The organism is Mesorhizobium sp. AR02, from assembly GCF_024746835.1.
Classification (GTDB): Bacteria; Pseudomonadota; Alphaproteobacteria; order Rhizobiales; family Rhizobiaceae; genus Mesorhizobium.
Map to the genome: position 1 here is coordinate 823,338 of NZ_CP080531.1, position 12,631 is coordinate 835,968.

Here is a 12,631-nt window from a genome sequence, read left to right on the forward strand (position 1 = left end):
CCATGCCTGCTAGTGCTCGTCGTCTTCGTCGTTCTTCAGGAGCTCGAGGATTTCCCGCTTCATGGCGATGAAGTTCGGCTCCATGACCAGATCCATGCTGCGCGGACGCGGGAGGCTGACGCGGATTTCCTTCTTGATCTGGCCGGGCCGGCCGGACATGACGAGCACCCGGTCCGCCAGCAGGATCGCCTCGTCGATGTCGTGCGTGACGAACAGGACCGTTTTCTTGGAATGGTCCCAGATCCTCAGGAGAAGCTTCTGCATTGAGTGGCGGGTCTGGCTGTCGAGCGCTCCGAAGGGTTCGTCCATCAGCAGCACCTGCGGATCGTTGGCGAGCGCACGCGCAATCGCCACGCGCTGCTTCATGCCGCCCGACAGCTGCGAGGGATAATGGTTGGCGAATTTCGCCAGGCCGACCTCATGCAGAAAATGCTCGACGATGGCCCTGCGCTCGGCCGCCGACATGCCCTTGCGCTTGGGACCGTATTCGACGTTCTGCGCCACCGTCAGCCAAGGGAACAGCGTGTAGGCCTGAAACACCATGCCGCGGTCCGGGCCTGGCTCGGTAACCGGCTTGCCACCGACCGAGATCATGCCGCCGGTGCGCTCCTCGAGGCCGGCGATGAGATAGAGCAGGCTCGACTTGCCGCAGCCGGATGGACCGACGATCACGCAGAACTCATTGGGCACGACATGGAACGAGATGCCGTCCAGCGCCAGCACCGCGTTGTCGCCTGTGCCGTAGCGCAGGACGACATTGTCGATGGCGATGTCGGAACTCTTCGGTTTCGTCGCGAGTGTCAGGGCGTCCATGTCAGCGAATTCCTCAATTGGCCCAGGGAGCGACGAGGCGGCGGATGCCCCGGAACAATTGGTCGGTGCAAAGACCAAGGATGCCGATCATGGCGATGGCCATGAAGATGACGTCGACCTGGAAGCCGCGCATCGCCTTGAGCGAGATGTAGCCAAGCCCGCTGCGGGCGGCGACAAGTTCGGCAACGACGAGATAGGTCCAGGCCCAGCCCATGGTGACGCGCAGCACGTCGAGCACGTTCGGAAGCGTGGCCGGAAAGACGATGTGGAAGACCGTGTCGCCGCGTTTCGTGCCGAGCGTATAGGCTGCGTTGACGAGGTCGCGCTGAACGCCGCGGGCGCTGTCGGCGATCATCACCAGCTGCTGGAAGAAGATGCCGAAGATGATGACGGCAACGCGCTGCTCGATGCCGATGCCGATCCACAGGATGAACAGCGGCACGAAGGACGTCACCGGCAGATAGCGGATGAAATTGACGAGCGGGTCGAGCGCGGCCTGGACGATGCGGTAGGTGCCCATGGTCAATCCGAGCGGCACCGCCACGATGCTCGAAATGACGAAGCCGATCAGCACCACCTGGACGCTGGCGAGCACGTGCTCCCACAACGACCCGTCAAGCGCCATGCTGATGGTGGTGGATAAGACGGATTCGGGGCGCGGCAGGAACATTTCCTTGACCGCTCCGGAATAGGTCAAGGCGAACCAGCCGCCAATGACCGCGCCCCAGACCAGGATGCTGAGCGTGATGGAGAGAGGGCGCGACACGGCCTGAAAAGGCGTGGTGATAGCCTTCCAGGCGGATCGACCGGGCTGATTTTTTTCCACGCTCGTTGTCACGATATGGCTGATGGGAGACGTTGCATTCGGTGCCAATGTCACAGGGAAACCCTTTGGGCGGCTAGGACCGCAGGCGAGAGGCTCGGCCTGCGGTCCAGCGACCTCACTTTACAAGGCCAGATCACTTCGTGAGGCCAGATCACTTCGCAAGAAAGGACGGATCGACGAGGTCGTCGAATTTGATGTCCATCTTGAGCTTGCCGAAGCCGCCCCAGACATCGCCGCCGAGCTTGATCAGCTTGCCGGCTTCGCCGCTCTCGCCGCCGGCGAAAAATTCGGCATTGCGCGCCTTGCCGTAGAAGTTCACGCCCGCGGCGGAGGAGGCGAAGTCCTTCGGATCCTTCAGCCAGCCGCCGACGCCCTTGGCCATCACCTCGTAAGCCTTCTCGGGATTTTCCTTGATGAACTCGTTGGCCTTGTAGAGCCCCTTCACCAGCGCCTCGACATCGCCAGGGTTCTTCTTGATGTAGTCGCAGTTCAGCGCCACCACATCGACGATCAAGCCCGGCGTCTTCGAGGAGTCGATCAGCACCTGTCCCTTGTTTGCCTTCTTGGCCAGCGTCAGATGCGGCTCCCAGGTAACGGCAACAGGAATGCGATCGGCCATGAAGGCCGCGGCGGCATCATCCGCCGTCATGTTGGTGACCTTCACGTCGGCCTGGCTGAGACCGGCCTGCTTGAGCAGGATGTTGAACCAGAACTGGGACACCGAGCCTTCGTTCAGCCCGACTTCCATGCCCTTCAGATCGGCGACGCTCTTGACCTCGGTGGGCGCCAGGACGCCGTCGCCGCCATGGCTGTCGTCCAGGGCATAGACCGATTTGAAGCAGACATCCTTCGAGCGGTATTTCATGATTTCGTCGATGGTCGAGGCGCTGCCGTCGAGCTCGCCGGCGGCGACGGCCGCCATGTACATCGACGCTTCCTCGATGATTTCGAGCGAGACATCGAGGCCCCCTTCCTTGAAGTAGCCCATGTCCCGCGCAAGGAAGAGCGGGCCGTATCCGACCCAGGTCGTCATGCCCAGCCTCAAGCTGCCAGCTTCGGCGTGGAGGCTCACCGAAAGGGCGCTGAGGGCAATGCCGGCCGCAAGCGCGGCGCGGCGAAACTTCGAGATTATTGTCGTCATCACGTTCCCCTGTCTTTTTCTGAGGTCAGACGCTGTCGGCGCCAAAACAACCCGCTTCGGACGCATCGCCGAAGGCTGCCGCCTGACGTTCTTTTTGTTGTCTTTCAGCCGGCAGATGGAGCAAAGCACGCTGTGTGCGATGCACAAATAATGATTTTCGATAATTCTGCTTAGGCTGGGCCTAACCAGGCCGGCGCTGACCGCGCTCGGGCCTTAGGCGCATGCATGACGGCCTCAGTGTCGAGGCGGCTGTGCGAAGAACACGGGCGTTCGCAGCGCCCCCTGGATGCCGTGCCGACAGAGCATTTCCGTAAAACGGTGGAAACGCTCCGGTCAGTGCTTCAAGATCTGGCTGAGGAACAATCTGGTTCGATCGTGGCGTGGCTGGCTGAAGAATTCGTCCGGCGTACCCGCCTCGACGATCTGCCCGGCGTCCATGAAGATGACGCGGTCGGCCACGGCTCGGGCAAAGCCCATCTCATGCGTCACGCACACCATGGTCATGCCGTCGCGCGCAAGTTCCGTCATGGTGTCCAGCACCTCCGAGACCATTTCCGGGTCGAGGGCGGAGGTCGGTTCGTCGAACAGCATGACAGCCGGTTGCATGCACAGGCTGCGGGCAATCGCCACACGCTGTTGCTGGCCACCAGACAGCTGGACGGGAAACTTGTTCGCCTGCTCGGGAATGCGGACCCGCTCGAGGAACTTCAGCGCGGTCTTGCGCGCCTCTTTTTCCGGCACGCCTTTCACCCACATCGGGCCAGCCATGCAGTTCATCAGCACCGTCATGTGCGGAAACAGGTTGAAATGCTGGAACACCATGCCGACGTTGGAGCGCACGTCGGCGACGTTGCCCATCTTGCCATGCAAGGCAACGCCGTTGACGGTGATATCGCCCTCCTGATGCGCCTCCAGGCGATTGAAGCAGCGGATGAGTGTCGATTTGCCGGAACCCGAAGGCCCGCAGATGACGATCCGCTCACCCTTGTGGACGGTCAGGTTGATGTCCTTCAGGACGTGAAAGGCGCCGTACCACTTCGATACGTTGCGCGCTTCGATGATGGCATGAGCGCTCATCTGATCTTGCTCCTGCGGTAATGCCGCTCGATCCGCGCCTGGATCAGTTCGAGGCAGATGGACAGCATCCAGTAGATCATGGCCGCCGAGATCAGCATCTCCATGTGCTGGAAGGTCTTCTGACCGAGTGTGCGCGCCAGGAACATCAGCTCCCACACGCCGATGACCGAGACCAGCGAGGAATCCTTCAGCATCGAGATGAACTGGTTGCCGGTCGGCGGAATGATGACCGGCAGCGCCTGCGGCAGGATGATGCGGCGCATGGTCAGCGCGAAGCCGAAACCCATGGAGCGCGACGCCTCCCACTGGCCGCGATCGATGCTTTGTATGCCGGAGCGGAAAATCTCGGTCATATAGGCGCCATAGCAGAGCGAAAGCGCCAGTATGCCGGCAGGCACGGCATTGATGACGAAGCCGAGTTGCGGCAGGCCGAGATAGATCAGGTAGACCTGCATGAGCAGCGGAAGACCGCGGAAGAAGGAGGTGTAGAAGCTGGCGATGGCGTAAGCGAAGCCATTGCTGGAGAGCTTGGCAACCGCGCCGGCCACCGCGATGACCGAAGCGATGACGATGGAAATCGCCGAGACGTAGAGCGTGGTGACAACGCCCTGGCTGATCAGGAACGGCAGCTTCTCCCTGATGAAGGGCAGGCTGAGGTGGAACGTCTCGAAGAAGGCAATGAACAGCAGCAGCAGTTCGAGCCAGACGATGCCGATCTGGAACTTGATCGGCGCGAAACCGATCAGCACGACGTTCAAGCTGAAGATCACCGCTATGGCGAAGGCAATGGCAAAGCGGCCGTAGAAGCCACTCACCGACGGTTCGCCGATCACCGGACGCATCAGTTCGGCGAAGCTGGTGCCCGACATGTTGAAAGCCATGAAGAGAAGCAGAACGATGCCGAACATCGTCGCCACGAACCAGGGTTTGTGGACGAGGATTTCGGCTTCGACGGTATCCGGATAGAGCATCTTTGAGCACCGGCTGTTCGGCGACCTGCCCGAGGGCAGGCCGCCTTTGAAGGGGCCTAGAGCAATTCCAGGAAAAGTGTGAAACGGTTTTCCGCCCGGAATTGCGCCAAAACACAGAGTTAGAGCGGTTCGCCGTTTCCGTGAAACGGCGAAAGGCTTTAGTTGGTCTTCGAATAATCCTGCCCGTACCACTTTTCGGAAAGCTTGCTCAGCGTGCCGTCCTCCTTCATCGCCTTCACGGCGTCGGCGATCTTGGCGGAGAGTTCCGGATCGCCGCGTTCGATGGCGATCGCAAGCGGCTCGTAGAAGACCGGATCGCCCAGTTGCTTGATCGGGTAACCGGCCTTCTCGGCATCGAGGATCGACGGCAGTGAAGAGACCACCGCGTCGAGACGCACGCCGTCGCCGAGGCGGAGGTCGTCGAAGGCGGTCGTCGAATTCTCGTAGGAGTGGACCTCCTTCGGGTTGAGCTTGTACTCGAATGGCGGCGCGCCGGCGGCGTCGAGCGTCAGATCCTTCTTGGCATAGGCCTCGAAAGTGGAGGTGCTGGTGGCGCCGACCACCTTGCCGTCGAGATCGGCCAGCGTCTTGGCCTTGCTGTCCTTGTGCACAGCAACGGCCGCCGGTGTGTAATAGTAGACCGCCGGAAAATCGAAGATCTCGGCGCGCTTCTTGGTCGGCGTCATCGAGCCGGCATGCATGTCCCAGCGCCCTGCCCAATGGCCGGCGGTGATGATATCCCAGCCGGGCGTGATGAACTCGACCTTGACGCCGAGGTGCTTGCCGATCGCCTTGGCGACGTCGACATCGAAGCCGTCCAGCTCGTTGCTGGCATTCACGAAGGACTGCGGCGCCCAGTTGGCATCAGTCGCCACCTTGAGCGTGCCGGCCGCCATCACGCGGTCGAGCACCGCGCCGGCGTGAGCAGGATATGCGCCAAGCGCAAGCGCCACCGCGGCTATCGTCACTTGTCGTCTGTTCCAGATTGTCATGTGCGTATTCCCCTGTTGTTGTTCAGTCCCTTGCGGTCACGATGGTTCAGCCGGTCGTGACGTCGCAATTTCGTGCCGACCAGGTCGGCGTCCTCTCCCAAAGGCTCGTGGATTTAGCGACGCCGCCACGGGTCCGGTCTTCCGATGTCGCGGAGGATGTTTGCCGTCGCCATTCCCCCGATCACAGGGAAGGTCCCGGGCTGTTGCCTGCGAGCCCTCGTACAGCACCTGCTGTCCGATATTCTCTGCCGCATCGCGAACGCTGCTATTCATGGGCGGTGGCCCCTTCCCCACTGTCAGCGTCCAGCAGGAAATCACCCATCACGGCGGCAACCCGAGCCGGCGCCTCGATCAGGATCGAATGGCGAAGTCCGGGCAGGATGGCGAGCTGCGACCCTTGCACCTGCTCGTGCATCAGCCGTGCCATGCGCGGGCTGGAACCCTGGTCGTCCTCGCCGGTCACGATCAGCGTCGGGCAGGTGATGCGGTCGAGAATGCCGCCGAAATCGGTCTCGGCCAGAACGCGATAGGCGGCCGCGTAGCAGTCGCGGTCGTTCTCGGCGTCACGCCGGCGCAGCTCGGCGATGACGTCCGGGTTGCTGTCCTGAAAATCCTCGGTCAGCCAGCGTGACAGCGAGGCGGCGTGATGCGCGGAAGCATCGCTCGCCATCAGCGCCGCAAGCCGGCCGCGCACCGCGTGCCGCTCCTCGGGCGTGCGGCCGGCAACCGTCGAGAGCAGCACCAGTTTTTGCAGACGCTCGGCATGCGTCAGCGCCAGGCGCTGCGCGATGAGGCCACCCAGCGAAAACCCGGCCAGATGGAAGGTGGCAAACCCGACATGGTCGGCCAGCGCCAGCGTCTCCTTGACGAAATCGTCGATCTCGTAGCGGCCTTTGACCCGGCTGGAGCGGCCGTGGCCGCGCAGGTCGAAAGTGAGGACAGCAAAGCGATCTTTCAGTTGCCCGGCCACGCCATTCCAGGCTTCGAGATAGGAGCCGACCCCATGGATGCAGACCAGCGGCACGCCACCCTCGCCCTCAAGGCGCCAGTTGAGCAGCACGCCCTCGACATCGAGCTGGCCGGAGCGCGCCATGGTCAGGCCCTCGCCGCCTGGCGCACCCTGTCGCGCTCGCGCGCGGCAAAAACCGGCATCACCTCGTCGACCCACAGCTTGATCGTCTTCTTCTGCAGCTCGAACGGCAGGTTGAACGTCAGGCCGAGGCAATATTGGTCGACGCCCGCCGCTTCATAGTCGAGCAGCTTCTCGATCACCTCGTCCGGCGTGCCGAACATCAGGTTGCGGCGGATGTTCTCGGGATTGTAGTTGTCCTTGCCCTTGACGCTCTCGTAGGGGACAGCTTCGGGAAAGCCGTTTTGCACGGTGCCGATGTTCTGGAACAGGTTCTCGAAGGCACGGCCGTAGTCGATGGCATGCCCGACCGCGATCTCCCAGTCCTGCACCCGTTCGTAGACGCAGGTGCGCCGCTGCATCATCAGGCGCGGGCGCGGCACCTCGGGATGATCGGCGACGGCCTTGCGGAATTTCTCGCCGAGCACGGCGATCTCGGCCGCCGGCGCCGACAAGGGCGTCGACAGGATCGAGGCGCCGATGCCCACCGCCCAGTCGAAGGTTCCCGGATCTCGCGCGGCCACCCAGATCGGCGGATGCGGCTTTTGCAGCGGCTTCGGGACGCCGGCGGCGAGCGGGAACTTCCAGTAGTGGCCGTCATGGGCATAATCCTGCGCCCACAGTTTCTTCACCGCCGGCACCAGCTCCTTCAGATAGGCAACGCCTTCCTGCTGCGGCATGCCGCCGGCCATGCGGTCGAACTCATATTGGTACGAACCGCGCGCGATGCCGAACTCCAGCCGACCGCCGGTCAGGTGATCGCAAAGTGCCGCCTCCCCTGCCAGCCGGATCGGGCTCCAGTAGGGCGCGACCAGCGTCGAGGTGCCGAGCCGGATCTGCTCGGTATGCTGGGCAAGCCAGGTCAGCGTCATCAGCGGGTTGGGCGAGATCGTGCATTCGATCGTGTGATGCTCCGCCGTCCACAGCGTCTCGAAGCCGCCTTCGTCGGCCAGGCGCGCCAGCTCGAGCAGATTGCTCTTCACCTTCGACATCGGGATGTCGGGCGAGAAGCGTTCCATGGTCAGCGAAACAGCGAATTTCATGTCGGTCTCCCCAGTGCGTCGGGTTTGGTCAGCGAAGGCGGATAATGAAGGGGTCCTGCATGGCGCCGGAGTAGTCGATGACGACGTTCTTCAGGCGCGAGAACTCCTCCATGGCGTCGAAGCCGCCGCGCCGCCCATAGCCGCTCTCCTTGAAGCCGCCATTGGCTGACATGAAGGAGGAAGCGCGGTAGGTGTTGATCCAGACCGTGCCGGCCTCGACATTCCTGGCGAAGCGCAGCGCGCGGTTGATGTCCCGCGTCCAGATGCCCGAGGCCAGCCCATAGCGTGTGTCGTTGGCGAGCCGGATCATCTCGTCTTCCGACGAGAACGGCATGACGCCGACGACCGGACCGAACAGCTCCTCCTGCATGAAGTCCATGCCGTTGTCGGCATCGGTCATCACAGTCGGCTCGAAATACCAGCCGCCGGCAAGCTCGGCCGCCTGCGGACGCCGGCCGCCCGCCGCGATCCGGGCGCCCTGGCGCACGCCCGAGGCGACATAGCCTTCCACCTTGGCAAGCTGCGCCGACAGAGCCAGCGGTCCGATGTCGGTTTCTTCCAGCATCGGCAGCCCGACCCGCACGCGCTTCGTGCGCTCGACCAGCGCCTCGACGAAGCGATCGTAGACGCTGGCTTCGACGAAACAGCGCGAACCGGCGACGCAGGTCTGCCCCGCCGCCGCGAACACACCGGACACGACGCCGTTGACGGCATGGTCGATGTCGACATCGCCGAAGACGACATGCGGCGACTTGCCGCCGAGCTCCATTGAGCAGGGAATGAGGTTCTCCGCCGCATTGGCGGCAATCCGCCGGCCCGTCGCCGTCGAACCAGTGAAGACGAGTTTGGCGATGCCCGGATGCCGCGTCAGTGCGTCGCCGGCCACAGCACCCGTGCCGGTCACAACGTTGACGACGCCGGCCGGGAAGCCGGCCTCCATGATCAGCTCGGCCAGAGCGAGCGTGGAAGCACTGGCATGCTCGGACGGCTTGACGACCACCGTGTTGCCGAGCGCCAGGCATGGCGCCAGCGTGCCGGTGAGCAGCATCAGCGGCGAGTTCCATGGCGTGATCATGCCGACGACGCCGATCGGCTCGCGCAGGTTGAAGTTGAGCATGTCGAGCTTGTTGACCGGAATCGTGTCGCCGAGCAGCTTGTCGGCCATCCCTGCGAAATAGGTGTAGCTGTCGGGCATGGCGCGCATCTGCGCCCGCATTTCCTTGAGCAGCTTGCCGTTGTCGCGCGTCTCGATCAGCGCCAGCTCGTCGGCGTGCTCCAGCACCAGTTCCGCCAGCCGGCGCACCAGCCTGCCGCGGTCAGTCTGGGTCATACGCCGCCAGGCCGGATTGGCGAAGGCAGCACGTGCTGCCTCGACAGCCGCGCCGACATCCTCGGCGCCGGCCTCGGCGAACTGGTACCAAGGTTTGCCGGTGGTCGGATCGAAACTGTCGATGTATTGCCCGCTCCTGGGCGCCACGAAAGCACCGCTGATGAACAGGTTCTGGCGTGAGCCTTCGAGCGATCCGACCGTCGTTTTCATGCTGTCTGTCCTGCGTGAACCATCATTCGGACACGGCCTGCGTCCACGATTGCGACTGGCCGTCGATCATGGCGACGCGGCCGCCGTCACCGGTGTCGATGTAGATGCCGAAGCGCTTGTCCTGGCGCTCGCGCGCATAGCGGCGCAGCATGGCGCGCAGTTCATGCGTGGCGATCCGCTCATAGGGCAGCGCGTCGATGGAAAAGAAGGCGTGGCCATCCGGAAGTGCGGCTTCAGCGCTCTCACGGCTCAGTTCGGCACGGTAGATGAGATAGCCAGGGTCGCTGTCGGCGACGTCGAACACCGAATAAAGGAAGGTGTTTTCCGGGACGAGGCTCAGCGCCTCGCCGCCATCGAGGACGAGCTGGCTGTCGGCCTTGCGGCGCCGCGCCGTCGGCAGCACCCAGCTTCCCTTGCCATCGCTGCGCAAAAGGATGCGGTCACCAGCTTCGACCAGATAGCCGATGATCATGTCCTGCGAGGCCAGCCAGCCGGCGGGCAGCGGATCCTTGACGCTGGCGTAACGGCCGCGGCAAAATCCGAGCGGCGCCGATGGGCTAGTGCCGAAAGCCTGGACCTGGCCGATCAGGATGATGTGGTCGCCGGCCTCGATGCGGTTGTGAACGGTGCAGTCGAACCAGGTCAGGCTGTCGGTGAGGATCGGCGCGCCGGTGTGGGCGCGGTCATGGTTGACCGACTGGAACTTGTCCGCCGCTTTGGACGCGAACACCGAAGAAACATCGACCTGGCCTTCATGCAGGAAATTGACCGCGAAGGACCGTGTTTCGTTGAAGGCGGGAAAGCTCGCCGCCGCCTTGCCGACGCAGACCAGGAGCAGCGGCGGGTCAAGCGAGACCGAGGTGAAGGAGTTGGCGGTCATGCCGCGCGGATTGCCGTCGCAGTCGCGCGTGGTGATGATCGTGACGCCGGTGACGAAGGTGCCGAAGGCACGACGCAAGGCGATCGGATCGATCGTCCTTTGTGCCACGGCCGTTGCGTCCGTCATTGCTCTCCCTCCGCGTTGTCGGACGAAAGCTAGGCAGGAGCCGGTCCCCGTTCTTCCTCTGGTCTGTAGGAAAGATGTCGCGGCGTGCTGCTGCCATCCCGAGCAAGTGCAGGCGCGGCGAGCCTGCGCTTGGCGACTGCCGCGTCGCAACAGTGGCGGCGAGGTCAAGAGAGTCTAGCGGGCTGACGGCACGCGGCTGTCGATGATGCCGCTGAGACGGATCGCGAGTTCAACCGCGAAGCGCTGTTCGGGCGTGTCGAGCCGGATCCCGAACAGTTCCTCCATGCGCGACAGGCGATAGCGCAAGGTGGTGACATGCAGGCCGATGGCGTCGGCGCAGGCCTGGCTGCGGCAACCCTCGCGCAGATAGGCAAACAACGTGTCCAGATAGGGCGTGCCGTGCTCGCGGTCGTGCGCGATCAGAGCGCCGACACTGTCCTCGACGAAGCCGCGCACGTCGGGAGCGTCGGCAGCGGCGACCAATATCGGCAGCGGACCGAAATCCTGGCCGGCGAAGACACCGGTGCGCCCGAAGGAACGGCCGATCCGGATCATGCGGCGGCACCGCTCCCAGGCGATGGGATAATCGGCCAGCGCGGCACAGGCCTCGGACAGCACGACCACCGGTTCGCGTTCGAAATAGCGGCCGAGCTCGGCCGCGATCCGGTGCGGCAATTTCCCGAGGCGCGCGCCGTCCTGTCCGGCATCGGCCGGAACGAGGCAGACAAGGCCGTCTTCCACCGCGATTGCCGTGCCGGCAATGCCGGCCTGCTGCAGCAGGCGCACGAGCGCGTGATGCGGATCGGCAAGGCCGATGGCCCCGTTCTTCACCTGCTCGGCGAGATCGACGACGATCATCTTGTGCGCAACGGTCAGATCGAGCCCCAGCCGGCGTGCCCGGTTGACGATATCGGCCTCGTCGCGCCAGCGGCGCTCCGCCACCTCCAGGAAAAGCTCGGTCAGCGAACGCGTCTCGAAACGGAAGCGGACGAAGCTGCGCATCATCTGCACGCTGAGCGCGAATTTGGTGCTGTCGAGCAGCATCTGGTCGAGCTGGCCCGATGCCTGCGGCGTCGGAAAAATCATCAGCGCGCCAACCACTTCGGCGTCGATGGTGAGCGGCTCGATGCGCACCGAAAGCTTGAGCTGGCGCTTGCCGTCATCGACGAACAACGTCTCGGTGTGACGTCCGTCGGACGCGCCGCGCGCTATCTTGAAGATCTGCCGGCTGAGCGTTCCGCTCACCGTCTGCTGCCAGGAGGCGACGTCGAAATGCGCCTCGCTCGGGGAACGGCCGGACACGACCAGATTGGCATGGAAATCGATCACCACCACCGGATTGGGCAGAAGCTCGCTGACCTTTTCGGCGAGCGAAACCACCGATCCGTCCGATAAGGCCTGCTGCAGAAGCGAGGTGTGCGCCGAAAGGGCGCGTTGCAGGCGTTCGCCGGCCTGCTTCTCCTGGCGCAGCCGATGCTGCTTCTCGACCGCGATCTCGCCGAGATGCACGATCATGCCAATGAAGGCGATATCCTGCGCCGTCACTTCGGTGATCTCGCGCGAGACGACGGTCAGCACCATCGGCCGGCCGTCCTCGTCGACGCAGTTCATCGGCATGACCAGCACGCTGCGGTAGTCACGCTCGAAGGCCTCGCGGCGATAGCCCGGGAACTCCTCCGACACCCGCGCGTCCCTGATATAGACCGGCTCATTGCGGTTGAGCGCGACGATCGAAGGACTGGTGGCCAGTTCCCAGCGATCCGGCAGCGTGCGGTGAATGAGCGTCGGGTCGTGGCGCACGATGACATAGGCGTGGCCATGCGGTGCATCGATGCCCATGATCGAGCCCAGTGTCCATTTGGCATGACGGCAGGCCGCCAGCACGAGGTCGCGCAGCACGGACTGGAGATCGCCGCCCGAATTGATGAGGCTGGCGGCGTCCCGCAAGGAGAGAATTTGCGACTCGTGGTCCACGGTGATTTTCCGCCACTCGCGAAGGGCGAATTTAAGCCGTCGCGGATATACGAACGCTACACCGCTTCCAAGCGGGGTGCACGCCGATTCTTCCTACGAACCGGAGGAATACCCGCCGA

11 protein-coding genes are annotated in these 12,631 nt (G+C 63.6%); all 11 read right to left on the minus strand.

The annotated features are described in order from the left end of the window. Positions 1-9: 9 nt before the first annotated feature. Entirely contained in the window at positions 10-813 is an 804-nt protein-coding gene (locus tag DBIPINDM_RS08520) for an ABC transporter ATP-binding protein (RefSeq protein ID WP_258585324.1), read from the minus strand. 13 nt (positions 814-826) lie between these two features. Continuing rightward, entirely contained in the window at positions 827-1,639 is an 813-nt protein-coding gene (locus tag DBIPINDM_RS08525; protein ID WP_258585325.1) for an ABC transporter permease, read from the minus strand. A gap of 151 nt (positions 1,640-1,790) precedes the next feature. Beyond that, positions 1,791-2,780 carry an ABC transporter substrate-binding protein gene (locus tag DBIPINDM_RS08530; protein ID WP_258585326.1) on the minus strand — a complete coding sequence of 330 codons (990 nt, stop codon included), beginning with the start codon at positions 2,778-2,780 and terminating at the stop codon, positions 1,791-1,793. Between the two features lie 333 nt (positions 2,781-3,113). After that, positions 3,114-3,857, minus strand: a complete 744-nt coding sequence (locus tag DBIPINDM_RS08535; RefSeq protein ID WP_318036929.1) for an amino acid ABC transporter ATP-binding protein — start codon at positions 3,855-3,857, stop codon at positions 3,114-3,116. After that, on the minus strand, positions 3,854-4,828 hold the full coding sequence (locus DBIPINDM_RS08540; RefSeq protein ID WP_258585327.1) for an amino acid ABC transporter permease: 975 nt from the start codon (positions 4,826-4,828) through the stop codon (positions 3,854-3,856). The genes DBIPINDM_RS08535 and DBIPINDM_RS08540 overlap by 4 nt, the downstream gene beginning before the upstream one ends. 158 nt (positions 4,829-4,986) lie before the next feature. After that, the gene (locus tag DBIPINDM_RS08545) at positions 4,987-5,820 is read right to left on the minus strand and encodes a transporter substrate-binding domain-containing protein (protein WP_258585328.1); all 834 of its coding nucleotides are present in this window, start codon (positions 5,818-5,820) and stop codon (positions 4,987-4,989) included. A gap of 265 nt (positions 5,821-6,085) precedes the next feature. Then, entirely contained in the window at positions 6,086-6,913 is an 828-nt protein-coding gene (locus DBIPINDM_RS08550) for an alpha/beta fold hydrolase (protein WP_258585329.1), read from the minus strand. Positions 6,914-6,915: 2 nt separating this feature from the next. Continuing rightward, positions 6,916-7,992 carry an LLM class flavin-dependent oxidoreductase gene (locus tag DBIPINDM_RS08555; RefSeq protein ID WP_258585330.1) on the minus strand — a complete coding sequence of 359 codons (1,077 nt, stop codon included), beginning with the start codon at positions 7,990-7,992 and terminating at the stop codon, positions 6,916-6,918. Positions 7,993-8,020: 28 nt separating this feature from the next. Then, positions 8,021-9,532, minus strand: a complete 1,512-nt coding sequence (locus tag DBIPINDM_RS08560) for an aldehyde dehydrogenase (RefSeq protein ID WP_258585331.1) — start codon at positions 9,530-9,532, stop codon at positions 8,021-8,023. Positions 9,533-9,554: 22 nt separating this feature from the next. After that, a complete protein-coding gene (locus DBIPINDM_RS08565) occupies positions 9,555-10,538 on the minus strand; it encodes a flavin reductase family protein (protein ID WP_258585332.1) in 984 nt (327 codons plus the stop codon). 174 nt (positions 10,539-10,712) lie between these two features. After that, positions 10,713-12,512: a helix-turn-helix domain-containing protein gene (locus tag DBIPINDM_RS08570; protein ID WP_258585333.1), complete on the minus strand. Its 1,800-nt coding sequence runs from the start codon at positions 12,510-12,512 to the stop codon at positions 10,713-10,715. Between the last annotated feature and the right edge of the window lie 119 nt (positions 12,513-12,631).

Coding starts and splice junctions, on each gene's coding strand:
- DBIPINDM_RS08520 (WP_258585324.1), bottom strand. CDS start 813: ATGGACGCCCTGACACTCGCGACGAAACCGAAGAGTTCCGACATCGCC.
- DBIPINDM_RS08530 (WP_258585326.1), bottom strand. CDS start 2,780: ATGACGACAATAATCTCGAAGTTTCGCCGCGCCGCGCTTGCGGCCGGC.
- DBIPINDM_RS08535 (WP_318036929.1), bottom strand. CDS start 3,857: ATGAGCGCTCATGCCATCATCGAAGCGCGCAACGTATCGAAGTGGTAC.
- DBIPINDM_RS08540 (WP_258585327.1), bottom strand. CDS start 4,828: ATGCTCTATCCGGATACCGTCGAAGCCGAAATCCTCGTCCACAAACCC.
- DBIPINDM_RS08545 (WP_258585328.1), bottom strand. CDS start 5,820: ATGACAATCTGGAACAGACGACAAGTGACGATAGCCGCGGTGGCGCTT.
- DBIPINDM_RS08550 (WP_258585329.1), bottom strand. CDS start 6,913: ATGGCGCGCTCCGGCCAGCTCGATGTCGAGGGCGTGCTGCTCAACTGG.
- DBIPINDM_RS08555 (WP_258585330.1), bottom strand. CDS start 7,992: ATGAAATTCGCTGTTTCGCTGACCATGGAACGCTTCTCGCCCGACATC.
- DBIPINDM_RS08560 (WP_258585331.1), bottom strand. CDS start 9,532: ATGAAAACGACGGTCGGATCGCTCGAAGGCTCACGCCAGAACCTGTTC.
- DBIPINDM_RS08565 (WP_258585332.1), bottom strand. CDS start 10,538: ATGACGGACGCAACGGCCGTGGCACAAAGGACGATCGATCCGATCGCC.